General features: G+C 70.1%; 24 protein-coding genes and 1 tRNA gene. 17 read left to right on the top strand and 8 right to left on the bottom strand.

Annotated features, from left to right (window positions below):
* Nucleotides 1-395 precede the first annotated feature (395 nt).
* The 6 genes from AB0H32_RS16385 (at nucleotide 396) to AB0H32_RS16360 (ending at nucleotide 5,035) form a co-directional block, all read left to right on the top strand.
* Nucleotides 396-836, top strand: coding sequence for a DUF3052 domain-containing protein (locus tag AB0H32_RS16385; protein ID WP_361120022.1), 441 nt, complete (start codon nucleotides 396-398; stop codon nucleotides 834-836).
* A 157-nt stretch (nucleotides 837-993) separates the two neighbouring features.
* Nucleotides 994-1,452: a peroxiredoxin gene (locus tag AB0H32_RS16380; RefSeq protein WP_361120019.1), complete on the top strand. Its 459-nt coding sequence runs from the start codon at nucleotides 994-996 to the stop codon at nucleotides 1,450-1,452.
* 141 nt (nucleotides 1,453-1,593) lie between these two features.
* Nucleotides 1,594-2,169, top strand: coding sequence for a TerD family protein (locus AB0H32_RS16375; RefSeq protein ID WP_361120016.1), 576 nt, complete (start codon nucleotides 1,594-1,596; stop codon nucleotides 2,167-2,169).
* A gap of 99 nt (nucleotides 2,170-2,268) precedes the next feature.
* Nucleotides 2,269-2,847, top strand: a complete 579-nt coding sequence (locus AB0H32_RS16370; RefSeq protein WP_361120014.1) for a TerD family protein — start codon at nucleotides 2,269-2,271, stop codon at nucleotides 2,845-2,847.
* Between the two features lie 216 nt (nucleotides 2,848-3,063).
* On the top strand, nucleotides 3,064-4,203 hold the full coding sequence (locus AB0H32_RS16365) for a DUF475 domain-containing protein (RefSeq protein ID WP_361120011.1): 1,140 nt from the start codon (nucleotides 3,064-3,066) through the stop codon (nucleotides 4,201-4,203).
* Nucleotides 4,204-4,300: 97 nt separating this feature from the next.
* Nucleotides 4,301-5,035 carry a Tellurium resistance gene (locus tag AB0H32_RS16360; protein WP_361120009.1) on the top strand — a complete coding sequence of 245 codons (735 nt, stop codon included), beginning with the start codon at nucleotides 4,301-4,303 and terminating at the stop codon, nucleotides 5,033-5,035.
* A 49-nt stretch (nucleotides 5,036-5,084) separates the two neighbouring features.
* Here AB0H32_RS16360 and AB0H32_RS16355 read toward each other — a convergent pair whose 3' ends face one another.
* Entirely contained in the window at nucleotides 5,085-5,891 is an 807-nt protein-coding gene (locus tag AB0H32_RS16355; RefSeq protein ID WP_361120006.1) for a TerD family protein, read from the bottom strand.
* Nucleotides 5,892-6,066: 175 nt separating this feature from the next.
* Between AB0H32_RS16355 and AB0H32_RS16350 the strand changes: the two genes are divergently transcribed.
* The 3 genes from AB0H32_RS16350 to AB0H32_RS16340 are packed head-to-tail and all read left to right on the top strand — an operon-like array spanning nucleotide 6,067 to nucleotide 10,599.
* Nucleotides 6,067-7,233: an HpcH/HpaI aldolase/citrate lyase family protein gene (locus tag AB0H32_RS16350; RefSeq protein ID WP_361120003.1), complete on the top strand. Its 1,167-nt coding sequence runs from the start codon at nucleotides 6,067-6,069 to the stop codon at nucleotides 7,231-7,233.
* A gap of 22 nt (nucleotides 7,234-7,255) precedes the next feature.
* Nucleotides 7,256-9,784 carry a phosphoribosyltransferase gene (locus AB0H32_RS16345; RefSeq protein ID WP_361120000.1) on the top strand — a complete coding sequence of 843 codons (2,529 nt, stop codon included), beginning with the start codon at nucleotides 7,256-7,258 and terminating at the stop codon, nucleotides 9,782-9,784.
* On the top strand, nucleotides 9,784-10,599 hold the full coding sequence (locus tag AB0H32_RS16340; protein ID WP_361119997.1) for an HAD family hydrolase: 816 nt from the start codon (nucleotides 9,784-9,786) through the stop codon (nucleotides 10,597-10,599). The genes AB0H32_RS16345 and AB0H32_RS16340 overlap by 1 nt, the downstream gene beginning before the upstream one ends.
* A 15-nt stretch (nucleotides 10,600-10,614) precedes the next feature.
* Here the strand turns inward: AB0H32_RS16340 and AB0H32_RS16335 are convergent, their stop codons facing one another.
* Nucleotides 10,615-10,836: a zinc ribbon domain-containing protein gene (locus tag AB0H32_RS16335; protein ID WP_361119994.1), complete on the bottom strand. Its 222-nt coding sequence runs from the start codon at nucleotides 10,834-10,836 to the stop codon at nucleotides 10,615-10,617.
* A 370-nt stretch (nucleotides 10,837-11,206) separates the two neighbouring features.
* Between AB0H32_RS16335 and AB0H32_RS16330 the strand changes: the two genes are divergently transcribed.
* The 3 genes from AB0H32_RS16330 (at nucleotide 11,207) to AB0H32_RS16320 (ending at nucleotide 15,979) form a co-directional block, all read left to right on the top strand.
* On the top strand, nucleotides 11,207-13,360 hold the full coding sequence (locus tag AB0H32_RS16330) for a transglycosylase domain-containing protein (RefSeq protein WP_361120128.1): 2,154 nt from the start codon (nucleotides 11,207-11,209) through the stop codon (nucleotides 13,358-13,360).
* 57 nt (nucleotides 13,361-13,417) lie between these two features.
* The gene (locus AB0H32_RS16325) at nucleotides 13,418-14,695 is read left to right on the top strand and encodes a hypothetical protein (RefSeq protein WP_361120125.1); all 1,278 of its coding nucleotides are present in this window, start codon (nucleotides 13,418-13,420) and stop codon (nucleotides 14,693-14,695) included.
* Nucleotides 14,696-14,854: 159 nt separating this feature from the next.
* On the top strand, nucleotides 14,855-15,979 hold the full coding sequence (locus tag AB0H32_RS16320; RefSeq protein ID WP_361119992.1) for an amidase domain-containing protein: 1,125 nt from the start codon (nucleotides 14,855-14,857) through the stop codon (nucleotides 15,977-15,979).
* Here AB0H32_RS16320 and AB0H32_RS16315 read toward each other — a convergent pair.
* The 3 genes from AB0H32_RS16315 to AB0H32_RS16305 form a co-directional block, all read right to left on the bottom strand.
* Nucleotides 15,967-16,515 carry a DUF4383 domain-containing protein gene (locus AB0H32_RS16315; protein WP_361119989.1) on the bottom strand — a complete coding sequence of 183 codons (549 nt, stop codon included), beginning with the start codon at nucleotides 16,513-16,515 and terminating at the stop codon, nucleotides 15,967-15,969. The two genes, AB0H32_RS16320 and AB0H32_RS16315, sit on opposite strands and share 13 nt — an antisense overlap.
* Before the next feature lie 77 nt (nucleotides 16,516-16,592).
* On the bottom strand, nucleotides 16,593-17,885 hold the full coding sequence (locus AB0H32_RS16310) for a hypothetical protein (protein ID WP_361119987.1): 1,293 nt from the start codon (nucleotides 17,883-17,885) through the stop codon (nucleotides 16,593-16,595).
* A 131-nt stretch (nucleotides 17,886-18,016) separates the two neighbouring features.
* The gene (locus AB0H32_RS16305; RefSeq protein WP_361119984.1) at nucleotides 18,017-18,787 is read right to left on the bottom strand and encodes a DUF4097 family beta strand repeat-containing protein; all 771 of its coding nucleotides are present in this window, start codon (nucleotides 18,785-18,787) and stop codon (nucleotides 18,017-18,019) included.
* A gap of 195 nt (nucleotides 18,788-18,982) precedes the next feature.
* On the opposite strand from AB0H32_RS16305, the gene AB0H32_RS16300 reads away from it, so the two are divergent.
* Nucleotides 18,983-19,054: transfer RNA gene (locus tag AB0H32_RS16300), tRNA-Val, on the top strand.
* A gap of 49 nt (nucleotides 19,055-19,103) precedes the next feature.
* On the opposite strand, the gene AB0H32_RS16295 is transcribed toward AB0H32_RS16300, so the two are convergent.
* Complete coding sequence (locus AB0H32_RS16295) at nucleotides 19,104-19,448, bottom strand: hypothetical protein (RefSeq protein WP_361119981.1); 345 nt, start codon at nucleotides 19,446-19,448, stop codon at nucleotides 19,104-19,106.
* A 215-nt stretch (nucleotides 19,449-19,663) separates the two neighbouring features.
* On the opposite strand from AB0H32_RS16295, the gene AB0H32_RS16290 reads away from it, so the two are divergent.
* Nucleotides 19,664-20,137, top strand: coding sequence for a carboxymuconolactone decarboxylase family protein (locus AB0H32_RS16290; RefSeq protein ID WP_361119979.1), 474 nt, complete (start codon nucleotides 19,664-19,666; stop codon nucleotides 20,135-20,137).
* Nucleotides 20,138-20,254: 117 nt separating this feature from the next.
* Here AB0H32_RS16290 and AB0H32_RS16285 read toward each other — a convergent pair whose 3' ends face one another.
* A complete protein-coding gene (locus AB0H32_RS16285) occupies nucleotides 20,255-20,707 on the bottom strand; it encodes a MarR family winged helix-turn-helix transcriptional regulator (RefSeq protein ID WP_361119976.1) in 453 nt (150 codons plus the stop codon).
* 84 nt (nucleotides 20,708-20,791) lie between these two features.
* On the opposite strand from AB0H32_RS16285, the gene AB0H32_RS16280 reads away from it, so the two are divergent.
* Nucleotides 20,792-21,163, top strand: coding sequence for a hypothetical protein (locus AB0H32_RS16280; RefSeq protein WP_361119973.1), 372 nt, complete (start codon nucleotides 20,792-20,794; stop codon nucleotides 21,161-21,163).
* Between the two features lie 11 nt (nucleotides 21,164-21,174).
* Here AB0H32_RS16280 and AB0H32_RS16275 read toward each other — a convergent pair whose 3' ends face one another.
* The gene (locus AB0H32_RS16275) at nucleotides 21,175-22,074 is read right to left on the bottom strand and encodes a 2-dehydropantoate 2-reductase (RefSeq protein ID WP_361119970.1); all 900 of its coding nucleotides are present in this window, start codon (nucleotides 22,072-22,074) and stop codon (nucleotides 21,175-21,177) included.
* Between the two features lie 93 nt (nucleotides 22,075-22,167).
* Here AB0H32_RS16275 and AB0H32_RS16270 point away from each other — a divergent pair, with 93 nt between their 5' ends.
* Nucleotides 22,168-22,407 carry a DUF2277 domain-containing protein gene (locus AB0H32_RS16270; RefSeq protein ID WP_361119967.1) on the top strand — a complete coding sequence of 80 codons (240 nt, stop codon included), beginning with the start codon at nucleotides 22,168-22,170 and terminating at the stop codon, nucleotides 22,405-22,407.
* A 708-nt stretch (nucleotides 22,408-23,115) separates the two neighbouring features.
* Nucleotides 23,116-23,571: a DoxX family protein gene (locus AB0H32_RS16265; RefSeq protein ID WP_361119964.1), complete on the top strand. Its 456-nt coding sequence runs from the start codon at nucleotides 23,116-23,118 to the stop codon at nucleotides 23,569-23,571.
* Nucleotides 23,572-23,651: the final 80 nt, after the last annotated feature.

Raw genomic sequence — 23,651 nt, 5'->3', positions numbered from 1 at the left:
GGGGCGCTTTTCTTGGCTTTTCGCTCGTGCCTACACCGCTCCCCATCGTGTACCGCGGGAAGGCGTACGTCATCTCTACCGTGGGGTAACCGGACCCGGGTCCGGTCAAATAGCAACGATACGCCCGGGGTGTGACAGGCTTGGCAAAGTTGTTCGATGGCCGTATCGCCGGATGATTCCGAATCGCACAAAGCGGGCACATCGGTGTGATGTGGGTCACGATGGATCGGGGTACGGTGCCAAGGGTTGCGACGACACGGCCGGGATCGTCACCGTTTCGGCGGTCTGGACGGCCGGGTACTTGCGCGATCCGTCCCGCCCGTGTGGACTACGGCCAATGCTTCGCGCACGCGCGTGGCTGAGATATTCACCAAGACATGATCAGGAGGCAACCCGTGAGCGCGACCGCGGACCACGCGGAGGAGCGGACGAACCCTGCCGCCAGGCTGGGGTTCCAGCCCGGGCAGGTGGTCCAGGAGATCGGCTACGACGACGACGTCGATCAGGAGCTCCGCAAGGCCATCGAGGAAGCCATCGAGAGCGACCTCATGGACGAGGACTACGACGACGTGGCCGACGCCGTCGTGCTGTGGTTCCGTGACGAGGACGGCGACCTGACCGATGTACTCGTCGATGCCACCACGTACATCGAAGAGGGCGGTGCCATCCTGCTGCTCACGCCGAAGACCGGCCGTGCGGGGTACGTGGAACCGAGTGACATCTCGGAGGCCGCGACGACCGCAGGCCTGACGGCGTCCAAGAGCGTCAGCGTCGGCAAGGACTGGAGCGGCTCGCGTCTGGCGACGCCGAAGGCCGCGAAGTCCGGCAAGAAGTAACAAGCGGCAAACCGCCTCGTCTTCGGGGCGGCGGACGGGCCGGGAGTCCCCGGCCCGTCCGGAGGCCTGCGGTCGCACCGCGGTGATCGCTGCGTAGGGTGGTTCCGAGCGCTTGCTGTGCTCTCACCCGAACAGCCCACCGAAGGGATGCACGACGATGGCGATCCAGGTCGGCGACAAGGCGCCCGACTTCGAGCTCAAGGACAACCACGGCCGCACCGTGAAGCTCTCCGACTTCCGCGGCGACAAGAACGTGGTCGTGCTCTTCTACCCCTTTGCCTTCACCGGCGTGTGCACCGGCGAGCTGTGCGAGCTGCGCGACAACCTGCCGAAGTTCTCGGACCGCGACACCCAGCTGCTCGCCGTCTCCAACGACTCCATCCACACCCTGCGCGTCTTCGCCGAGCAGGAGGGCCTGGAGTACCCGCTGCTGAGCGACTTCTGGCCGCACGGCAACGTCTCGCGCGCGTACGGCGTCTTCGACGAGGACAAGGGCTGCGCCGTCCGGGGCACCTTCATCATCGACAAGGAGGGCGTCGTGCGGTGGACCGTGATCAACGGCCTGCCGGACGCCCGTGACCTGACCGACTACGTGAAGGCGCTCGACACCCTGTGATCGGGCTCCCTGGGCCGACACCTGTGATTCGACGGGTCCAGGGTCTGCGGGGCGCGGGAACCCGTCACTAGGATCGGCACGTTGATCCCATATCCGAAGCACGACGGGGCTCCCCGCCCCTGGACACCACATGGAGGACCCGTGGGAGTCAGCCTCAGCAAGGGCGGCAACGTATCGCTGACGAAGGAGGCCCCGGGCCTGACCGCCGTCATCGTCGGCCTGGGGTGGGACGTGCGGACCACGACCGGTACCGACTTCGACCTCGACGCCAGCGCACTGCTGCTGAACAACTCCGGCAAGGTCGCGAGCGACCAGCACTTCGTCTTCTTCAACAACCTCAAGAGCCCCGACGGCTCCGTCGAGCACACCGGTGACAACATCACCGGTGAGGGCGAGGGCGACGACGAGCAGATCAAGGTCAATCTGGCCGGCGTCCCGGCCGACGTCGACAAGATCGTGTTCCCGGTGTCGATCTACGACGCCGAGAACCGCCAGCAGTCCTTCGGTCAGGTCCGCAACGCGTTCATCCGCGTCGTCAACCAGGCCAACGAGCAGGAGATCGCCCGCTACGACCTGAGCGAGGACGCCTCCACCGAGACCGCGATGGTCTTCGGCGAGCTGTACCGGAACGGCCCGGAGTGGAAGTTCCGCGCCATCGGACAGGGCTACGCCTCGGGCCTGCGCGGTATTGCCCAGGACTTCGGCGTCAATGTCTGACGCCTGACAGTTCCACCGACGTCCGGCGCCGCACCGTTTACGGGCGCCGCCGGACGTGCAGGACAACCAGGGAAGCACCACTAGGGGAGGACCAGCATCATGGGCGTCACGCTCGCCAAGGGAGGCAACGTCTCCCTCTCCAAGGCCGCACCGAATCTCACCAACGTCATGATCGGGCTCGGCTGGGACGCGCGCTCGACCACCGGCGCCCCCTTCGACCTGGACGCCAGCGCCCTGCTGTGCGGAGCCGGGAACAGGGTGCTGGGGGACGAGTGGTTCGTGTTCTACAACCAGCTCAAGAGTCCGGACGGCTCGGTGGAGCACACCGGTGACAACCTCACCGGTGAGGGCGAGGGCGACGACGAGTCGATCCTGGTGGACCTGCTGAAGGTCCCGGCCACCTGCGAGAAGATCATCTTCCCCGTCTCCATCCACATGGCCGACGAGCGCGGCCAGACCTTCGGCCAGGTCTCCAACGCCTTCATCCGCGTGGCCAACCAGGCCGACGGCCAGGAGCTCGCCCGCTACGACCTCAGCGAGGACGCCAGCACCGAAACGGCCATGATCTTCGGGGAGCTCTACCGCTACCAGGGCGAGTGGAAGTTCCGCGCGGTGGGCCAGGGGTACGCGTCCGGGCTGCGGGGCATCGCCCTGGACTTCGGCGTCAACGTTTCGTGAAGCCCGACGCGGGGCCCCGGCCCCGCACTCTGCTCGCTCGTGCACAGCGCCGCACTCAGGAGGCCGAGGGGCGCTGACCTGCGCGACCTGTGGCTTTTCCGTGCAGGTCGCCCTGGCCGCCGTCCACGGCTGGGTGCCCCTCTACACTCGTGGTCAACGTTTAGCAAAGCTGAGTACGGCGCGGGGGAGACCCGTACCAACACGATGGGGTAGCCAGTGCTTCTCAAAACCTTCGGCTGGTCGTTCGCGGTCACCGCGGTCGGTCTGGTCGCTGCGGTCTTCTACGGGGGGTGGGAGGCCTTCGGCATCGTGGCGATCCTCTCCGTCCTCGAGATCTCGCTGTCGTTCGACAACGCGGTGGTCAACGCCGGAATCCTGAAGAAGATGAATGCCTTCTGGCAGAAGATCTTCCTGACGGTCGGCGTGCTCATCGCGGTCTTCGGCATGCGGCTGGTCTTCCCCGTCGTCATCGTCGCGATCACCGCAAAGATGGGGCCGATCGAGGCCGTCGACCTCGCCCTCAACAACAAGGACCGCTACCAGCAGCTGGTCACCGACGCCCACCCGGCGATCGCCGCCTTCGGTGGCATGTTCCTGCTGATGATCTTCCTCGACTTCATCTTCGAGGACCGGGACATCCAGTGGCTGCGCTGGATCGAGCGGCCCCTGGCCAAGCTCGGCAAGGTCGACATGCTGTCGGTCTGCATCGCCCTGATCGTCCTGCTCATCACCTCCTTCACTTTCGCCACCCACGCCCACCAGCACGGCGGCGCCCACGTCGACAAGGGACAGACGGTCCTGATCGCCGGCATCGCCGGCCTGATCACGTACATGATCGTCGGCGGTCTCTCCGGCTACTTCGAGGACCGGCTGGAGGAAGAGGAGGAGCGCGAGCACGAGGAGGAGGAAGAGGCCGCCCGCAGCGGCAAGCAGCGCTCGGCGGTGCTTCTGGCCGGCCAGGCCGCGTTCTTCATGTTCCTCTACCTGGAGGTCCTGGACGCGTCCTTCTCCTTCGACGGCGTGATCGGCGCCTTCGCCATCACCAACGACATCGTCCTGATGGCGCTGGGCCTCGGCATCGGCGCGATGTACGTCCGTTCGCTGACGGTCTACCTGGTCCGCCAGGGCACCCTCGACGACTACGTCTACCTGGAGCACGGCGCCCACTACGCGATCGGCGCCCTGGCCGTGATCCTCATGGTCACCATCCAGTACGAGATCAACGAGGTCGTCACGGGTCTCGTCGGCGTCATCCTGATCGCCTGGTCCTTCTGGTCCTCCGTCCGCCGCAACCGCGCTCTCGCGGCCGAGGAGGCGGGCACCGGCGAGAAGGCCGAGATCTCCTCCGGGGTGTGACACCCCGCGCGGTGAGGAACGCTCTGTTCGGGGCGGCCGACGTGGTCGGCCGCCCCGACGGCGTTGTGACGAGTACCTGGTGTACCTGGGGGCGGGAATGGGATTCTTCGACGGGCTGCGCGGCGGACGCGCCGAGTTCGACTCGGGCAGTGCTGCGACCAATGCGATCGAGCTGACCCGGCGGCACCAGCAGGTGTCGCTCACCAAGCAGGACGCGGCCACCGGCCATCTGCGCGTCAACCTGACCTGGCGGATGCGGACCTCCGACTTCGACAGCACACAGCGCACGGGTCTGTTCCGGCACCCCTTCAGGGCGCTCAAGCCGCCGGAGGTGCTCGGGCACGGGCAGAGCATGGTCAACGTCGACCTCGACCTGGGCTGTCTGTACGAGCTGACCGACGGCACGAAGGGTGTCGTCCAGCCGCTCGGCGGCTACCTCGGGGACGTCAACGCACCGCCGTACATCAAGCTCAGCGGGGACGACCGGTTCGGGTCGGCGTCCGGCGAGACGATGTACGTCAACCTGGACCACCGGGACGCGATCAAGCGGTTGCTGGTCTTCGTGTACATCTACGACCAGACGCCGGCCTTCGACCGTACGCATGCGATCGTGACTCTTTACCCCAGCAACGGTCCTCGGATCGCGATAGGCCTTGACGAGCGGCATCCGCAGGCCCGCTCGTGTGCGGTCGTGATGATCGAGAACGTGAAGGGGGAGCTGGTGGTCCGGCGCGAGGTGAAGTTCGTGTACGGCTTCCAGGGCGAGCTGGACCGGCTGTACGGATGGGGACTGTCCTGGGGGCGCGGTTACAAGTCGAACGCGGAGAGGTAACCGCCCACGAGTCCGGGTGCGCGGACCGCGCCCCTGAGCCGGCTGCCCCTTACCGGCCGATGAACTGCGGCCCCTGCGGCGGCAGCCGGAAGTTCGGGTCCAGGGGCCCCGCCAGGGCCGGCTGGGGCTGGGGATAGCCGTAGGAAGGCTGGGCCGAGGCGGGCTGGGGGTAGCCGTACGACGGCTGCTGCGCGGACGTCGGCTGCGGATAGCCGTACGCCGGCTGGGACGGGACCGCCGGCGGCTGCTCCGGCGGCAGGGGCTGGGACGTGGTCTCGGGCAGGGCCTGGCGCGGCTCCTCGTCCTCCGCCTCCGACTCGTCCACGGAGATGCCGAAGTCGGTGGCGAGGCCCTTCAGGCCGTTCGAGTAGCCCTCTCCCAGCGCACGGAACTTCCAGCCCTCCCCGCGGCGGTACAGCTCGCCGCAGATCAGCGCGGTCTCGGCGCCTGTCTCCGGCTTGATCTCGAAGGTGGCCAGCGGTTCGCCGTCGGCGACGGCCGCGTCGTAGAGCAGGATGCACATGCCCGGGACACGGTCGAAGGGGACGCCGTCGGCGGACGCGACCAGCAGGATGCGGCCCACAGCGGGCTCGACGCCCGAGAGATCTGACTGGATCGTGTCGGTCAGGCCCTCGGTGATCCGCTTCTTGCCGAGGCGCCACACCTTCCCGGACGGGTGCCGGGGCTGGTTGTAGAAGACGAAGTCCTCGTCGGAGCGCACACGGCCGTTCGGGCCCAGCAGCAGCGCCGAGGCATCCACGTCGGGGACTCCCTGCCCGGTCGCCCAGCGCAGCACGGCGCGCACCGTGGTGGCCTCGAGAGGGATGTTCGACCCCTTCAGCATCGCGTGCGTCATGCCGTCATCCTGCCCTCTGCGTCCTGGCCACGACAATGCGGGGGGTGTTGTCGCCGACACGGCCGAGTTACCGGAAATTCATGCCCGGGGGGAACCCCCGACATAGGTCCCTACGTACTATTACCGGCCACCCTTTACCGAATCCACGGACTCGGCTTGCGCATCGAGGAGTCCTATGCGTCATTTCGGGCACATCGCCCCTGAGGTGCGGCAGCGCCTCTTCCACCGGGAGCCGGGCGCGTTCACCGCCGACTCTCCGGCACGGCTGCTCTCCGCGGCCCTGGGCGCGACGCTGTACAGCCCGGCCACCCGGCCACGGCTCGCCGACGACATCGTCAAGCAGGCCGGCAACGGTGTGGTCTCGATGGTGCTGTGCCTGGAGGACTCGATCGACGACGCGGACGTCGCCGAGGGCGAGGAGAACCTCGTGCGGCAGTTCGCCGACCTCGACTCCCGCGCGGGCGTGGAGCCGCCCCTGCTGTTCATCCGGGTGCGCGTCCCCGAGCAGATCCCCGACCTCGTACGGCGTCTCGGCACGGGCGTACGGCTGCTGTCCGGGTTCGTGCTGCCCAAGTTCACCGAGGAGCGGGGCCTGCCGTTCCTGGAGGCCCTGGCCTCGGCCGAGGCCGCAAGCGGACGCCGGCTGTTCGCCATGCCCGTCCTGGAGTCGCCCGAGCTGCTGTACCGCGAGTCCCGCGTCGACACCCTGGAGGGCATCGCCCGCGCGGTCGACAAGTTCCGCGACCGGGTGCTCGCCCTGCGCCTCGGTGTGACGGACTTCTGCTCCTCCTACGGCCTGCGCCGGGCCCCCGACATGACCGCCTACGACGTGCAGATCGTCGCCTCGGTGATCGCCGACGTGGTCAACATGCTGGCCCGCGCCGACGGCACCGGGTTCACCGTGACCGGGCCGGTGTGGGAGTACTTCCGGGTCTCCGAGCGCATGTTCAAGCCGCAGCTGCGCCAGAGCCCCTTCCTGGAGGTGCAGGCCGTCGAACTGCGCGAGAGGCTCATCGAGCACGCGATGGACGGGCTGCTGCGGGAGATCTCCCTGGACCAGGCCAACGGCCTGCTCGGCAAGACCTGCATCCACCCCTCCCACGTCCTGCCCGTGCACGCGCTGTCCGTGGTCAGCCACGAGGAGTTCAGCGACGCCCAGGACATCCTGAGGCCGGAACGCGGCGGCGGGGGTGTACTTCGTTCGGCCTACACGAACAAGATGAATGAAGTGAAGCCGCACCGCGCGTGGGCCGAGCGGACCCTGCTGCGCGCCGAGGTCTTCGGCGTGGCCAAGGAGGACGTCGGCTTCGTGGAGCTGCTCGCCGCCGGAATACCCGGCTGACCTTTCCCAACCCAAGGAACGCATGAATCACGCAGTGAACGACGGGGTCTGGTCCGGCAGCTGGGTCGCCGAGCGGCTCGGGGTCGGACTGGAGGGGGACGACGGGCTGTCGGCCCTGCTGGGGCTCGCGCTGCGCCGCAACCCCAAGCGGGCCCACCTGCTGGTCTCGAACGTGCTCGGCAAGCATGTGCCCCAGTCGCCGTCCGTGGTCTACGGCCACGGAATCCGTCTCGGCCGCCGGGTCCGTGAGCTGCTCGGCGAGCATGAGGCCGCCCGGGCGGTCGTCCTCGGCTACGCGGAGACCGCCACCGGCCTCGGCCACGCGGTCGCCGACGGCCTGGGCCCGGCCCCGTACCTGCACTCCACGCGCCGCCCGGTGGCAGGGCTCGCCCCGGCGGGCGGCTTCGAGGAGTCCCACTCCCACGCCACCTCCCACCTGCTGCTCCCCGAGGATCCCGCGCTGCTGGCCGGCAACGGCCCGCTGGTGCTGGTCGACGACGAGTTCTCCACCGGCAACACCGTCCTCAACACCATCCGTGACCTGCACGAACGCTATCCGCGTCGCCGGTATGTGGTGGTCGCCCTGGTCGACATGCGCTCGCCCGAGGACAGCGCCCGCCTGGAGCGGTTCGCCGACGGGATCGGCGCCCGGGTGGATCTGGTCGCGGCCGCCTCCGGGACCGTACGGCTGCCCGAAGGGGTGCTGGAGAAGGGGCAGGAGCTGGTTGCACGGTACGCGTCCGCCGGCGATGCCTCGTCGTCCGGGTGCGGGCCGGCTGCGGCTGGTCGCGCCCGCGCGGCGGAGCCGCACGACGTCCCGCCCCGCGCCCCTGCCGGGGTGCACCGGTCGGGCCAGGTCGTTCGAGTGGACCTCGGCTGGCCCCCGGGCCTCCCCGACGGTGGTCGCCACGGGTTCACACCGGAGCATCGCGCCCGGCTGGAGGCCGCGCTTCCCGGGATGGCCACCCGAATGGCCGACGCCCTGCCCGCCGGCGCCGGACGCGTCCTCGTCCTCGGCTTCGAGGAGCTGATGTACGCGCCGCTGCGCCTGGCCTGCGAGCTGGAGCGGCTCATATCCGCCGAGGTGCGCTACTCCACCACCACCCGCTCGCCCGTCCTCGCGGTCGACGACCCCGGCTATGCGATACGCACCCGCCTGGTCTTCCCCGCCCACGACGACCCGGCCGACGGCCCCGGCGAGCGCTACGCCTACAACGTCGCGGGCGCCGGCTTCGACGCCGTCGTCGCCGTGGTCGACTCGGTCGCCGACACCCCCGCGCTGCACGCCCCGGACGGGCTGCCGGCCCGCCTGGCGGCCCACACCCCGCACGTCCTGCTCGCGGTCGTCCCCTCGTACGTCCCCGAGCCCCTCTCCCTCCCCGAAAGGCCGGCCATGCTGCCCGAGCCCCTCCGCGGCCCCGCCTTCTCCTCGTACGCCCCCGAGGAGGTCGGCTGGCTGCTGCAGGACCTCTCGGAGGTGACCCTGGAGGCGCCGACCGAGGAGCGTGAGGAGGCCATCCAGAGCGGCGGGGCGCACTACGCCGAGTCGCTGCCGGTGGAGTACCAGCCCAGCGAGCAGTACCAGGAGCTGTTCCGTACGGCCCTGGACGCCTCGGCCACACGGATCGCGCAGGCCGTCGGCGTCGTCACCGAGACGGTCCTCGCCGAGCGGTCGCCGCGCCCGGTGCTGGTCTCCCTGGCCCGCGCCGGCACCCCGGTCGGCGTGCTCATGCGCCGCTGGGCCCGGTACCGGCACGGCCTCGACCTTCCGCACTACGCCGTTTCGATCGTCCGCGGCCGCGGCATCGACGCCAACGCGCTGCGCTGGCTCGCCGCCCACCACGACCCGAGGGACGTCGTCTTCGTCGACGGCTGGACCGGCAAGGGTGCGATCGCCCGCGAACTCGCCGACGCCGTCGAGGAGTTCGAGGAGAAGGAGGGCATCACGGGCTTCGACCCGGAGATAGCCGTACTCGCCGACCCCGGCTCCTGCGTGCGCACCTACGGCACCCGCGAGGACTTCCTCATCCCGTCCGCCTGCCTCAACTCGACCGTTTCCGGCCTGATATCCCGCACGGTCCTGCGCGCGGACCTCGTCGGCCCGGACGACTTCCACGGCGCCAAGTTCTACCGCGAACTCGCCGGCGCCGACGTCTCCGTGGACTTCCTCGACGCCGTCTCCGCCCGCTTCCCGGAGGTCGCCGGCACCGTCGACACGGCGGTCAAGGAGCTGATGGCCGAGGACCGCACCCCGACCTGGGCGGGCTGGCAGGCGGTCGAGCGGATCAGCGAGGAGTACGGCATCCACGACGTGAACCTCGTCAAGCCCGGCGTCGGCGAGACCACCCGGGTGCTGCTGCGCCGGGTGCCGTGGAAGATTCTCGCCAAGGCCGGCGCGGGCGCCGACCTCGACCATGTACGGCTGCTCGCCGAACAGAGAGGAGTACCCGTGGAGGAGGTCGGCGAACTGCCGTACACCTGCGTGGGGCTGATCCACCCCAAGTACACGCGGGGCGCCACGGGCGCCGACGGCAGGGCGGTGAACGTCTGATGCCGGTGCTGGTGGCGAGCGACCTCGACCGTACGCTGATCTACTCCGCGGCGGCCCTCGCGCTGACCATGCCGGACGCGCGGGCACCCCGGCTGCTCTGCGTGGAGGTGCACGAGAGCAAGCCGCTGTCCTACCTGACGGAGACCGCGGCCCAGCTGCTGACCGACCTCGGTGACACAGCCGTCTTCGTGCCGACCACGACCCGCACCCGCAAGCAGTACCAGCGCATCAACCTGCCCGGCCCCCAGCCGGCGTACGCGATCTGCGCCAACGGCGGGCATCTGCTGGTCGACGGCGTCACGGACCACGACTGGCACGCCGGGGTGCTGGCGCGGCTCGCCGACGAGTGTGCGCCGCTGGAGGAGATCCGCGATCACCTGGCGACGTCGGCCGATCCCGCCTGGGTGCGCAAGCACCGGGTCGCCGAGGACCTGTTCGCCTATCTGGTCGTCGAGCGCGAGCTGCTGCCCGAGGACTGGGTGAAGGAACTGGCGGTGTGGGCGGAGAACCGGGGCTGGACGGTCTCGCTGCAGGGGCGCAAGGTCTATGCCGTCCCGAAGCCGCTCACCAAGAGCGCGGCCGTGCGCGAGGTCGCCCGGCGCACCGGCGCCGAGCTGACCCTGGCCGCCGGGGACTCCCTGCTCGACGCCGACCTGTTGCTGGCGGCCGACCAGGGCTGGCGCCCCGGCCACGGCGAGCTGGCCGACGACGGCTGGAGCGCACCGCAGATCGCTGCGCTGCCGGAGCGTGGGGTCCTGGCGGGGGAACGGATCCTCAGGGAGTTCCTGAAAGCGACCCGCACGCCGGCTCCCTAGGGGCGCCCGAAGGCGCTAGCCGCAGCAGCCTCCACCGCAGCACCCGCCACCGCCGCCGCCCGCCCGGGGCGCCGCGGCCGGTGCGGACGCCGAGCCGCCCACGGCCACCGTCGACAGCAGCTTCACCGTGTCGTCGTGGCCCGCGGGGCAGGCGGCGGGGGCGGCGGACTCCGCCATCGGACGGCTGAGTTCGAAGGTGTCGCCGCAGGTACGGCAGCGGTAGTCATAACGAGGCATGCGCACAGGTTAACCGGAGTGGTGCTGCTCACATCGTCTCAAAGTTTCATGAGTGTTCGGATCTGCCCGATACTTGTGGGGAGATTTTGAAAAGATCGCTGATAACTTGGCTGAGCCGCGAGGAGCCGTAAGACCGGGGGGATGAGGGGGGTCTCCACGCCGCGACCATGATCGCGGCCGTGTCCACCTGCTGAGTCTGACCACGCGCGCAAGCACCACTGCGAGGGGAGACTCAGCCTTGACCGAGGCAGGGCAGCGGTCAGACGGCCGCGAGGACGACGACAACGCCCGGCCCAAGGGGCGGCAGCAGCCGCCGGAGGCGGACGCCACCCTGCATCTGCGGGTCGACGCCCTCCGTGCGGACGCCACCATGCAGTTGCGCGTGCCCCCGCCGCCGGAGCCGGAGCCGGCCGGGGACCGCGCCGCCGGCGGCCGCGCACAGCGGCGGCGCAGCGCACGCCTGCCGGTCCACACCCGCGCCGGCGGCGCCGCCACGTCCGGGCTCGCCCGCCTGCGTGCCGCCGCGGGCCCCCGGCTCGCCCCGCTGGCCCCCTACGCCCGCCGCCTCAAGCCGCTCTACCCGCGCCCCGGTCGCAGCGGCTGGCGGCGCTGGATACCCTCCTGGCGCCAGTGGCTCGGCGCCGTGCTGTCGAGCTTCGTCCTGATGAGCCTGTCCCTGTTCATCGCCTACGAGATGACGGACATACCGAAGAACCTCAACTCCTTCGCCACACAACAGGACAACATCTACTTCTGGTCCGACGGGACGCCGATGGCCCGCACCGGCTGGGTGCAGCGCCAGGACATGCCCCTCAAGGACATACCCGAGCAGGTCCGCTGGGCGGTGCTCGCGGCGGAGAACGCGAGCTTCTACTCCGACCCCGGCATATCCGTCAAAGGCATCACCCGGGCCGTGTGGCGGACCGTCGGAGAGGGGGACACCGAGGGTGGTTCCACCATCACCCAGCAGTACGTCAAGAACGTCTACCTGAACCAGAACCAGACCGTCAGCCGCAAGTTCACCGAGGCGATGATCTCCCTCAAGCTCGACAACAAGATGAGCAAGGACGACATCCTGGAGGGATACCTCAACACCAGCTGGTTCGGCCGCGGCACCTACGGCATCCAGCGCGCCTCCCAGGCCTACTACGGCAAGGACGTCAGCCGGCTCAACGCCGGCGAGGCGGCCGTGCTCGCCTCCATGCTCAAGGGCGCCGCCCTCTACGACCCCACCCTCAGCGCGGCCAACCACAAGCGGGCCGTCGCACGCTGGTCCTGGATCCTGGACCGGATGGTCGACATCGGCAAACTGACCCCGGCCCAGCGTGCCCAGTACAAGACGTTCCCCGAGCCGCTCAAGTCGGGGCGCATCTACGACACCGGCAAGCAGAGCGACTACCTGGTGGAGCTGGCCCAGCAGTACGCCAAGAAGACCGCCCACATCTCCGACCGGCAGTTCGACCTCGGCGGCTACCAGATCTACACGACCTTCGACCGCAAGCGCGAGAGCGCCCTGACCGACGCCGTGACCAAGGCCCGCAAGCAGGCCGGCAAGAGCCACCCCGACACGGCGAAGACCGCCCACTACGGTGCCGCCTCGGTCGCCGCCGACGGCCGGATCCTCGCCGTCTACGGCGGCCCCGACCACCGCAAGCAGGGCTACAACGAGTCCAACGCGGCCACCGTCCAGGCCGGCTCCGCCTTCCTGCCGTTCGTCTACGCCGCCGGCCTGGAGCACGGGGTCCACAAGACCCGCGGCGGACCGGCCACACCCGTCACGCCCGAGACGGTGTACGACGGAGACGACGGCGTCGCCGTCACCACCCCCGAAGGCCCCTACTGGGACCGCAGCGGCAGAAAGGTCGCCGCCCACAACGAAGGAGGCAGGTCCTACGGCCGGATCACCCTGGACCAGGCGCTCGCCCAGTCGGTGAACACGCCGTTCATGCAGCTCGGCATGGACACGGGCCTGGACAACGTGCGCCAGACCGCGGTGGCGGCGGGCCTGCTCCCCTCCAGCCTGGGTCCGCAGGTGCCCGCCCTGTCCCTGGGCAGCAACTCCACGCCCAGCGCCATCCGGATGGCGAGCGGATACGCCACGTTCGCCGCCTCCGGCATGCACACCGAGCCGTACTCGGTGCGCCGCATCACCCGCAACGGCTCCCAGGTGCCCATGGCCACCCCCCGCCCGCACCGGGCGGTCGGCGCGAACGTCGCCGAGCAGGTCGACCGGGCGCTGACGGAGTCCTTCCGCACCGCCCACCCGGCCGCCGCACCCTCTCCCGCTCTCGGCTCCCCCCGAGCGGGGGGATCCCCGGCCGCTGGGGTCTCGGGCAAGGCGGGCACCACCCACGACGACACCGCCGCCTGGTACACCGGCACCTCCGCGTCCGTGTCCACCGCCGTCGTCGTCTACCGCATCGACCTGGCCAAGTCCCTGGAGCCCCTGTCCCTCGACGGGCTCGCCGGAACCGCCGCCGACGTTCCCTACGACATATGGTCGACCGCTCTGGGTCTGGACTGACCCGGCGGCCGCTTTGCTGCCCCACCTCCCACGCAGAATGAGCCGCGCATGTCCCGCATGAAGCCGCCGACCGGCCGCCGCCGCAGGTCCCGTACCTCCCGTCACGTCACCCGTCCGCAGGTCATGACCCTGGCCGCCCTCCTCGTCGTGGCCTCCGTGGTCGCGGGGTACCTGGTCCTGACGCGACCCGACCGCACCGAGCCCACGGCCTCCGCCGGCGCGGGCCACAGCGGCGGGGCCAAGCCGAAGCCCACGCCCTCATGGGACGGCAGAACGAAGATCCTCGGCGACGGCTCCACCTCCTACACCGGGCCCCAGAAGGGCGAGCTGAAGCCCGAGCCGCTCAAGCCGGGTGAGAAGCCGCCCCAGTTCGTCGTCTTCTCCTGGGACGGCGCCCTGGAGGGCAGCGACCATCTCTTCTCGCACTACCGGGAGATGGCCAAGGAGTACAACGCCCACATGACCTTCTTCCTCACCGGCATCTACCTGCTGCCCAAGAGCAAGAAGGCCCAGTACCACGGCCCGATACACTCGCCGGGCGACGCGGCCATCGACTACGCCACCGACGACCACATACGCACCACCCTGGAACAGCTGAGCGAGGCCTACGACCAGGGCAACGAGATCGGCACCCACTTCAACGGCCACTTCTGCGGCAAGAAGGGCGGCGGCGACTGGAGCGTCGAGCAGTGGAAGAGCGAGATCGACCAGTTCTACGACTTCGTCGGGCACTGGAAGACCAACACGGGCTTCAAGGACGTACCGGCACTTCCCTTCGACTTCAAGAAAGAGGTCACCGGCGGCCGGGCGCCCTGCCTGGAGGGCCAGAAGAACCTGCTGAAAGCGATCAAGAGCTACGGCTGGCGCTATGACGCCAGTTCACCGGGCGACTTCCAGATATGGCCGACGAAGAAGAACGGCATATGGGACTTCCCGCTCCAGATGCTGCCGTACGAGAGCGGCAAGTACCAGGGCCTTTCCATGGACTTCAACTTCCTCTACAACCAGTCCGACGGCGAGACCACGGGCGACCCGGCCAAGTACCCCGAGTGGGAACAGCAGACCGTCGACTCGTACATGGCCGGCTTCAACCGCGTCTACTACGGCAGCCGGGCACCGCTGTTCATCGGCAACCACTTCGAGGACTGGAACGGCGGCATCTACATGAAAGCCATCGACCAGGTCGTCAAGAACGTCTGCACCAAGAAGGGCGTCAAGTGCGTCTCCTTCAAGGAACTCGCCGACTGGCTCGACGTACAGAAGCCGGCGACCCTGGAGCGGCTGCGTGCCCTCGATCCGGCACAATCGCCCGAATGGTCCGCAGTGGTCAAATGACCCGCAAGGGCCCCCAGTTCCACTTGTGCAACCCCCTTCACATCATGTGCACATGTCATGCGAAGATGCCCTCTCCCGGTAGGTGTACCGGTGTAGAGGGGAACTTCATTGAAATCTAGAAAACTGAGCCGTAAGGGGCGCCGCGCCGGCATAGTCTCGGTGGCCGCCGCCTCGGTCGTCGCCGGTGCGGCCCTCGTGCCCAACTGGAGCGCGGGCGCGGCGGTCGTCGACGACCCGACGGTGGACGCCGCGACCAAGGCGACCTTCCAGCGACTGGCCGACGCGGTCTTCACCGACCGCACGGAAGCCCTGGTGGACGGCGCCGGCAGCAAGCGGGCCGTCTCCGGCTTCTCCGGTCACGTCAAGCTGTCCGCCTCGCAGTCGCGCGCGGAGAACTCTGCGGTGAGCGAACTGCACGGCCGCAAGTCCCGCCTCGCCAAGCTGGGCGAGAAGTACAGCGCCGGCACCACCCGGGTCACGCTGGACGCCACGCGGGTCACCGGCCGCACCGCCAAGGCCGACGTCACCGAGACCACGACGCTGACCTACGCGAAGGCCAAGGGGAACGAGCCGAAAACCACCGGCTTCCAGGCCCACCACGAACTGACCTTCCGGGCGGACCGCCGGGGCACCTGGCAGCTGACCGACGTCAAGGACACGGACAACGGCTACATCGCGGTGAACCAGGTGGCCAAGCAGCCGCCCGTCGCCGTGAAGGCCAGCCCCGCCGACGACAGCCCGCCCGACGCGCCCCGCGCGGCGACCTCGTGGCCCGCGCCGGTCAACCGCAAGAACGTCACCACCGGCGCCTACGACTACAAGGCGATGGTGACCTACGCGACCAAGTACTGGAACCACTACAACCCGGACTACCCCGACTACAACGGCCAGGGCGCCGGCGGCGACTGCACCAACTTCGTCAGCCAGTCCCTGAAGGCCGGTGGCTGGAAGCACGTCCCCGGTTACACGAACGACTTCCACAAGTGGTTCGGCAACGCCGACATCCAGTCGGACTCGTTCGTCGGCGTCAACGAGTTCTCCTGGTTCGCCCTGTCCTCCAAGCGCGTCACCAGCCTCGCCAACGTCTACCAGCTGGACATCGGTGACGTGCTGCAGATGGACTTCAACAAGGACGGGTCCAAGGACCACTCCATGATCGTCACCTACCGCAGCCCGCAGGGCGTGCCGTACGTGACGTACCACTCCACCAACACCTACAACCGGTCGGTGGCGAGCCTCGTCGCGTCGTACCCGAGCGCGGCCTTCTACGCCTACCGCACCTGACCCGGGCCCTGACGGGCCTGCTGCTCCGGCTCCACGGTGTCGGGGTGGCGGGCCCGCCAGTACGGGTTGTCGTGCGGCAGCGTCGAACCGACTCTGCCGTACATCCCGAAGACCATGAGCAGCACGCCGACCACGAAGCTGAACAGCACGTTCTGGATCTTGAAGGCCAGGAAGTTGTGGCTGCTGTCGAGCAGGGACAGGTTCAGGAACCCGCTGAGGATGAACAGGATCCCCAGTGTCATGTTCAGCGTCGACGCGAAGTTCCCGCCGATCACCATGCCGACGAAGAGCAGCAGCCCGACACAGACGGACAGAACACTGAGCGAGCCATTGGTGTTCAGGCCGAGGGCGGTGTTCCCGCCGGTGTCGAAGAACCCGATGTTGTTGGTCAGGCCGAGGATGCCGAAGGCGAGCAGGAACAGACCCATCAGGCCCGCTCCGATCCGGTAGACCGTGTTCAGGCGGTGGTCGACGGGAAGGTGATCGTCGAGCCGGATCCGTCGCCGCGTCACCTGGTGCACTGAATGTGTGGCCATATCCGCCTCCTTCGTGTGCCAGCGGAGGCCATACGTACGTCCCAATATCCGCCCACCACGCCGCGGCGGCAAACGGCTCAGTGAGCGCCGCCCCGGTCCTCGCGGATCTGGGCCACCACCCGGGCCACGGTCTGCCGCACGGCCTCCGTCTCGGTCAGGAAGTGCCAGTAGTCGGGGTGCCGGCCCTCCAGCGTGCCGACCGCCCGCTCCAGCCGGGTCACCGCGTCGTCCAGCGGCCGCGCATGGCGCGGATCCGGGGTCGTACGGCCGGTCATGGCCAGCCGCTGGGCGTCCCGGATCGCGAACCGGGTCCGGTCGGTCTCCGCCTGCGGATCCTTCTGCACCGCGTTCAGCCGGGTGAGCCGGTCACCGGCGGCCGACACCGCCTCGTCGGTGCTGTTCAGCAGGGCCCGCACCGTCGACAGCAGCGACGTGGCGTCCGCCCAGCGCTGGGCGTCCCGGGCGGCCCGGGCCTCGCGCAGCTTCAGCTCGGCCTGCCGTACGTTCTCCGCGGCCTGCGTGGGCACCTGCTGCAGATCCTGCCAGCAGGCGGCCGAGAACCGCCGCCGCAGCTCGCTCAGCACCGGGTCGACCTGCCCGGCCCGGGTCGTCAGCGCCTGCGCCCTCGTCCGCAGGCTCACCAGCCGGTGATCGATCTCGGCCGCCTTCTGCGGCAGCCGCTCGGCCTCCGCCCGGATCGCCGCGGCCTCCCGCTGCACCCGCTCGGCCCGCTCCAGCGTCTGCGTCAGCCCGTGCTGCCCGGCGCCCTGGTTCAGTTTCGTCAGCTCGGGGGAGAGGGCGGCCAGCCGCGCGGCGAGATCCTCGGCCGTCAGCCCCTCCCGCCGCACCGCGTCCAGGGCATTGCTCGCGCCCAGCAGCGCCTGCCGGGCCCGCTCCACCGCGGGGGCGAGCCGGGCGAGCTGCGTCTCGGCCTTGCCGAGCAGCGGCGCGAGCGAGTTGCCGAACCGGTCCAGCTCCTGCCGCACCCGGACCAGTTCGTCCTTGGCGGCGGTCAGCTCACCCCGCGCCCGGGCGGCCGCCGCGGCCTCCAGATCGTCCCGGTCGAGATCATGCGCGTCGACGGCCTGGATGTAGCGCTGACTGACCTCGTCGATCCGCCGGCCCAGCGCCTCGAAGTCGTCGCTCGCGCGCCGCGCGGCGGGGGAGTCGTCGACGGCCGTGATCGTCTCGATGGAGATCCGGAGGTCCCGCTGAGCAGTGTCGAGTTCGTAGAACGCGGCCGCCGCGGCGTCCTTGGCAGCCTGCGCCTCGGCGCGCTGGCCCTCCGCACGCCCCCCGAACCAGCGCCGGGTGCCGCCGCCCGCGAACGCGGCCGGCAGCGCCAGCGCGGCAAGCACCGGCAGGGTCATCAGGATGAGGGTGTCACGGACCGGACCGGAGGTCCCTCGGGGTGTCGCCGTCACATCCCTCTCCCGTGCTGTGGTTCGCCCTGTGTGGAGTCGCCATTCTCCCACCTGTACAGGACGAACACACGGGCCGGTCAGTTCGCCGTGCGCACCGTCACTTTCCCGTCCGAGGAGTGGGCGGACACGGCGTGCGGGCTCTTGTCGTCGCGGGGCACCGACACCGACACCGCGCCGTCGTCGGAACCCGCCTCGACGTGGTAGGCGGCCCGGGGCAGCGCGACGGTGACCGCCCCGTCGTCGCTGCCGACGTCCACCCGGTCGGGCACCGAGCTCAGTTCGAGGCGAACCGATCCGTCACTGCTCTCGGCCCGCACCCGCCGCGAGGAGACCTCGGCGCGCACGGACCCGTCGTCGGACTGAAGATCCAGCGGCCCGGCCGAGTCGGTGACCCGCACCGCGCCGTCGCTGGTGCGGACAGTGAGCGGATCCGTGAACCCCTGCGCCCGCACCGCCCCGTCCCCGTTGTCCACCTTCACGGAGATCCCGCGCGGCACCTCGATCCGGTGCCGGGCCGAGCAGTCGGCGATGAACCCCGAGCAGTGCACCCGCAGCACCAGCCGGTCGTCCTTGAAGGACCAGCGCACCGAGGGATCGCTGCCGACCACCACGGACCCCTGGAACCACCGGGTCACCTCGACGGTTCCGGCCCTGTTCCCCTTGGCGGCGACGATCTCCAGGGCCGAGTTGTCCGAGTCGACGGTGAGGGTACGGCCGTGCAGCGCGAAGGACCGGTGATCGGGTTGTTTGTCGTCGCTCGCGGAGGCGCCGCAGGCGGAGAGCGTGGCGGCGAGAGCCACGGCACCACCGAGGACGGCGGTCGCGCGAACGGGAACGGAACGGGCCATGCTGAGTCTCCCCCTGGACCGGCCTGCCGGATCGGCGGCCGGAGCGTCTTGGTCTGCGACGACAGTAGGAGATCTACGACGGCCCGCACGATCCTGCTGGCGCCCGCAACGGGGGTGGGGTTAACCCCAGGACGCACGCCCCGAACACGGTTTGCCGCACCGCGCCCCGGGCCATGTAGGCTGTCGATCTGTCCCGGGTGCGTAGCTCAGGGGTAGAGCGCCTGCCTTACAAGCAGGATGTCGGCGGTTCGAAACCGTCCGCGCCCACCGTGAGAAGCGAGAAGCCCCCGACCGGTACCGGTCGGGGGCTTTCGTGTCACTTCTTGTCCTCGGCCTCGTTCTCGTGGGCGTGCTTCAGCTTCATGCGGGCCTCGACCCGCTCCGCCGCCGCGATCTCGGCCCAGAAGCGGTGTCCGCTGACGAACACCGCCAGTTCGTGCTCCCGTCGCCGCAGCTTCTCCACCTCGGCCTGGTCGTCCGGCGTCCAGCCGGGGGACGCGGGCCGCTCCGCCTTGCGCCAGCCGTTGTCGTCGCTGAAACCGTCCATCGGCTCGACCGACCACGGTAGCCGCTTGAGCAGGGCCGACAGCTCGGCCCGGACCTGATGCAGCTCCTCCTGACCGGCGCGGAGGTCACTGGGGAATTCATAGGTCGTAGCCACGCGGCAATGCTACGCCTGTTCGATTTTGGGTGGCGAGTTCGGTTGTGGGGTTCACGCGAACGGGTGGGCCGGGCCGCCTCCTGTTGTCGTTCGGCCGGGCCGCCTCCCGTTGTCGTTCAGGAGAGGGGATGCAGGTCACATCTCTTCGTGTCACGACTCGTGAGGGCTGTTCGGTCAAAGGGGTGTAGCCACCACCGACCACACAGGAGTGCACCGTGGAAGCTCGGTTGAACCCCATGGCCAGCCCGGCCGCGGCCAAGGCCTTGAAGCACATCATCGCCGCGGCCAAGGCGCTCGATGAGTCGACGCTGCCGACTGCGACGCGTGAACTGGTGAATCTCCGCGCCAGCCAGATCAACGGCTGCGCCGGCTGCATCGACATGCACACCAAGGAGGCCGCCGCGGCCGGGGAGACCGCGGTGCGCCTCCATCTGGTCGCGGCCTGGAGGGAGGCCACGGTGTTCACCGACGCCGAGCGTGCCGCCCTGGAGCTGGCCGAGCAGGGCACCCGCATCGCCGACGCGGCCGGTGGTGTCACCGACGAGGCCTGGGAGAACGCCGCCAAGCACTACGACGAGGACCAGCTCGCCGCCCTGGTGACCCAGATCGCCCTCATCAACGCCTTCAACCGCGGGAACGTCATCACCCAGCAGCCGGCCGGCCACTACGAGGTCGGCATGGTGCACTGACGGGAGGGCCGGTCTCGTCCGGCACCGGCCACACACACCTCGGGCACCGTTGCGCGCAGCGGTGCCCGAGGCGTGTGTGCCGGGTGCCGCCCGGCGGCCCGAACGGGACGGTGTCCGTCAGTCGGTCGGCAGGCCCTCTCGTGCCGCCAGACTGCCCAGGGCCGTGTGCAGTGCCTGTCGTTCGGGCTCGCCGAGGTGCGCGGTCAGTTCGGCGTCCAGGGTCCTGGCCTCGGCCGCGCAGGCGGCGAGAAGCTCCTGGCCCCGGTCGGTGAGGGTGAGCACCTGGCGACGGCGGTCCCGTGGATCGCGTACCCGCTGCACCGCGCCGAGGGACTCCAGGTGGTCGGCGAGGGACACCACCAGGCTGGGGGCCACGCCGAGGCGGCCCGCCAGCTCCTGCTGCGAGGCGAACGAGCCCTGGCCGAGGGCGGTGAGCAGTCCCACGTGCTTGGGCTTGAGGTCGTGGCGCTCGATGCGCTCCGCGAAGCGGTCGCCGATCACCGAACCCAGCGTGCCGAGCCGGAACACCAGGGTGCCCGGCAGTCCGGCGGAACCCTTGACGTCATTCATGCCGAGGATGGTAGCGTCATCACAATCATTCAGAGAGAGAATGATTCTGACCATGACTGAATGCTCGGAAGGTCTGGTGGGGACATGTCCGTATCGACCGCGCACCTCGTGATCGGCCTGCTCAACGCCCTCGGCGCGCTCGCCTCGGGGGCTTTTGCCGTGGTCGGGATGGTCCGGCCCGCCCTGGGGCTCGTGGCGGGCGAGTCCGTCGGTCCGGGGGTGGTCTTCTTCGCCCGCGCCTACGGCGTCCGGGCCGTCCCGCTCGGCGCGGCCGTGCTGGTGCTGCTCGCCGCCGGCTCCTGGGACTCCCTCGGTCCCGTGCTGATCGTCGCGGGCCTGGCGCAGCTGGGCGACGCCGCGATCGGCGCCGCCCGCCGCAACACCGGCATGCTGATCACCGCGGGCGCTCTCGCGGTGGTGCACCTGGTGTCGGCCCAGTGGCTGCTGACCCACTGAGCCGACGGGTCTCAGTGGCCGGCGGCGCGCAACTCGCCCACCAGGCGGGCCGTCACCGGCACGGGTACGCCGTGCCGCTTTGCCGCACGCAGCAACGCGCCGCCGATGGCGTCGAGTTCGAGCGGGCGGCCCGCCTCGGCGTCGCGCTGCATGGAGGACTTGGCGGAGGGCGGGAAGGCGTCGTACCGGGACAGGGCCTGGGCCGGGTCCGCGGGGGCGCCGCAGGCGCGGCTGACCGCGCCGGCCTCGGCGACCAGGGCCTGCAGTTCCTCGCGGTGGCGGGTGCGGGCCTCGCCGAGGGGGAGGCCGTAGCGCGTGGTGAGCAGGGCGAACGGGGCGAGGAAGGTCATCTTGGCCCACAGCGCCGCCGTCTCGTCCTCGAGGACGCGGGCGGTGGCACCGGCCGTGGAGAGGGCGGCCGCGAGGGATTCGAGGCGGGGGCGGGGGACCGGGTCGCCCGTCAGGTCGATCTCCGTGAAGGGGCTGCCGTGCTCGATCACGCCGGGGGCGAGCCGGGTGGACTCCACACGGATCACCGCGGGGGCCACGCGGTCGGGGCGGTAGTGGGCACGCAGGGCCGCGGGGTGTTCGACGCCGTTCAGGAGCGGTACGACGAGGGCGTCGCCGAGCGCGGCGGGCGGGACGCGGGTGAGGGCGGCGTCCAGGGTGGTGTGCTTGACGGTGATCAGGCAGGCGTGCACGGGCTCGCGCAGTTCGGTGTCCGCCTCGACGGGAGCCGTGAAGTCGCCGAACTGGCGGCTGCGGACCTGGATGCCGGTGCTGCGCAGGGTGTCGGCCGTGTCCTGACGGGCCAGGCAGATGACGCGGTGGCCGGAGCGGGACAGGAGGGCGGCGAGGAGGCCGCCGGTGCCGCCGGGGCCGAGGATGGCCACGGTGTGCTTCGTCGTCATGAGGATGTTCCTCTCGTGGGTCGGCCCCGGGAATCGGTGGCCGCCTTCGACGTGATCTTCGCAGGGGCGCGCGATGTGCGTGAGACTGGGGGCATGTGCCGGAGTATCAAGACGCTGCGTCCGCCCGTGCTGCCCGGTGAGGCCACCGACGACGACATCCGCGCCGCCGCGCTGCAGTACGTGCGCAAGGTCTCGGGGTTCCGGGCGCCCGCCGCCCACAACCGTGAGGTGTTCGACCGCGCGGTGGACGCCGTCGCCCAGGCCACGGCCGAACTGCTCGCGGGGCTGGAGGTGCGCGGCCGGTCCGTGCGCGAGGCGGGGCGGGAGGCGTGAACCTTCCCCGAGGGCACCGCCTGAGCCCATCGGCTGATTGCGTCTGTTGAGCCCGTCGGCTGAGCCCCTCGGCTGAAAGCACCGCCTGGGCACACCACTTGCCGACCGCCGCGGACCCGGACCGGGAACGGCGGCGGGCCGCCGGCCGCGCCACCCGGCACGCCCGGCGCCGCATTGCGCTCGCCCACCCGTCGGCCTGCCGCCCACCCGTCGGCCTGCCGCCCGTCCGCCTGCCCGCCCGGCCGTCCGCCTGCCCGTCGGCCCGCCCGCCCGGTCGGCCGACGTCTGCCTCTCCGATCGGTCGCACACCGTCGGCCGCACGCCGTCGCCGCGCGAGACCGGCGGGCCGGATGTGTCCCCCCGCACCGTGCCCGCCCCTGTCGCCTGACTGATCGACAAGATCGCCCGGAGGTCGAGCAGTTCGTGTTCGCAGTGCCGACGGCAGGTGTGCGGCGGGTGGCCTCCGCGGCCGTGCGGCCAGGAGTGGATTCGGTCACCTTTCCGGATGTCCACATGCTGGAGTGCGCCGCCCCATGTGCGGCCGTGGCCGCTGTTGAATCGCACGGACAGGCGAAAGTGTGGCCTGATGTTGAACTTGCAAGCATTGATTAGGTTCGCCTAACCTAGGTCCCCCGTTCGGTACCGCCGCCCTCACGACCGGCCTGCCCCCCGGCCGGCCCGACCGACACCGAAAGAGGAGAAACCCCCATGTCCGCTCGTCTCAACTCCGCCCAGCCGTACGTCCTCGGTCTCTTCCGCATCGTCATCGGCCTGCTCTTCGCTGTGCACGGCGCGGCCTCGCTCTTCGGCGTCCTCGGCGGCGCCGTGGGCACCAACGGCGGCACGATCCCGGCCGGCACCTGGCCCGGCTGGTACGCGGCCGTGATCCAGCTGGTCGCCGGCGGCCTCGTCCTGCTCGGCCTCGGCACCCGCGCCGCCGCACTGATCGCCTCGGGCTCGATGGCCTACGCGTACTTCGACGTCCACCAGCAGGCCGCCCTGTGGCCCATCCAGAACGGCGGTGAACTGTCGGCCCTCTTCAGCTGGGCGTTCCTGCTGCTGGTCTTCACCGGCTCCGGTGCCTTCGGCCTGGACCGTGTCGTCGCCCGGCGCGCCACCGCGACGCCTCGGCCGGCCGTCGACCAGACCCCGATAGCGGCCTGACCGACCCTCCGGGCGGCGGCGCCTCCTTCGACGACACCGGCCGCGCGGTCGAGATCGGTGACCACACCTACCGTCCCTCG

This window comes from Streptomyces sp. NPDC020362 (assembly GCF_040642095.1).
In the GTDB taxonomy this organism is placed as follows: domain Bacteria; phylum Actinomycetota; class Actinomycetes; order Streptomycetales; family Streptomycetaceae; genus Streptomyces.
Note: the sequence above shows the minus strand (reverse complement) of the source record. Positions and strands in the feature narration are given on the sequence as shown.

Coding starts and splice junctions, on each gene's coding strand:
- AB0H32_RS16380 (WP_361120019.1), top strand. CDS start 994: ATGGCGATCCAGGTCGGCGACAAGGCGCCCGACTTCGAGCTCAAGGAC.
- AB0H32_RS16370 (WP_361120014.1), top strand. CDS start 2,269: ATGGGCGTCACGCTCGCCAAGGGAGGCAACGTCTCCCTCTCCAAGGCC.
- AB0H32_RS16360 (WP_361120009.1), top strand. CDS start 4,301: ATGGGATTCTTCGACGGGCTGCGCGGCGGACGCGCCGAGTTCGACTCG.
- AB0H32_RS16355 (WP_361120006.1), bottom strand. CDS start 5,891: ATGACGCACGCGATGCTGAAGGGGTCGAACATCCCTCTCGAGGCCACC.
- AB0H32_RS16350 (WP_361120003.1), top strand. CDS start 6,067: ATGCGTCATTTCGGGCACATCGCCCCTGAGGTGCGGCAGCGCCTCTTC.
- AB0H32_RS16345 (WP_361120000.1), top strand. CDS start 7,256: ATGAATCACGCAGTGAACGACGGGGTCTGGTCCGGCAGCTGGGTCGCC.
- AB0H32_RS16340 (WP_361119997.1), top strand. CDS start 9,784: ATGCCGGTGCTGGTGGCGAGCGACCTCGACCGTACGCTGATCTACTCC.
- AB0H32_RS16335 (WP_361119994.1), bottom strand. CDS start 10,836: ATGCCTCGTTATGACTACCGCTGCCGTACCTGCGGCGACACCTTCGAA.
- AB0H32_RS16330 (WP_361120128.1), top strand. CDS start 11,207: ATGCAGTTGCGCGTGCCCCCGCCGCCGGAGCCGGAGCCGGCCGGGGAC.
- AB0H32_RS16325 (WP_361120125.1), top strand. CDS start 13,418: ATGAAGCCGCCGACCGGCCGCCGCCGCAGGTCCCGTACCTCCCGTCAC.
- AB0H32_RS16315 (WP_361119989.1), bottom strand. CDS start 16,515: ATGGCCACACATTCAGTGCACCAGGTGACGCGGCGACGGATCCGGCTC.
- AB0H32_RS16310 (WP_361119987.1), bottom strand. CDS start 17,885: ATGACCCTGCCGGTGCTTGCCGCGCTGGCGCTGCCGGCCGCGTTCGCG.
- AB0H32_RS16305 (WP_361119984.1), bottom strand. CDS start 18,787: ATGGCCCGTTCCGTTCCCGTTCGCGCGACCGCCGTCCTCGGTGGTGCC.
- AB0H32_RS16285 (WP_361119976.1), bottom strand. CDS start 20,707: ATGAATGACGTCAAGGGTTCCGCCGGACTGCCGGGCACCCTGGTGTTC.
- AB0H32_RS16280 (WP_361119973.1), top strand. CDS start 20,792: ATGTCCGTATCGACCGCGCACCTCGTGATCGGCCTGCTCAACGCCCTC.
- AB0H32_RS16275 (WP_361119970.1), bottom strand. CDS start 22,074: ATGACGACGAAGCACACCGTGGCCATCCTCGGCCCCGGCGGCACCGGC.
- AB0H32_RS16270 (WP_361119967.1), top strand. CDS start 22,168: ATGTGCCGGAGTATCAAGACGCTGCGTCCGCCCGTGCTGCCCGGTGAG.
- AB0H32_RS16265 (WP_361119964.1), top strand. CDS start 23,116: ATGTCCGCTCGTCTCAACTCCGCCCAGCCGTACGTCCTCGGTCTCTTC.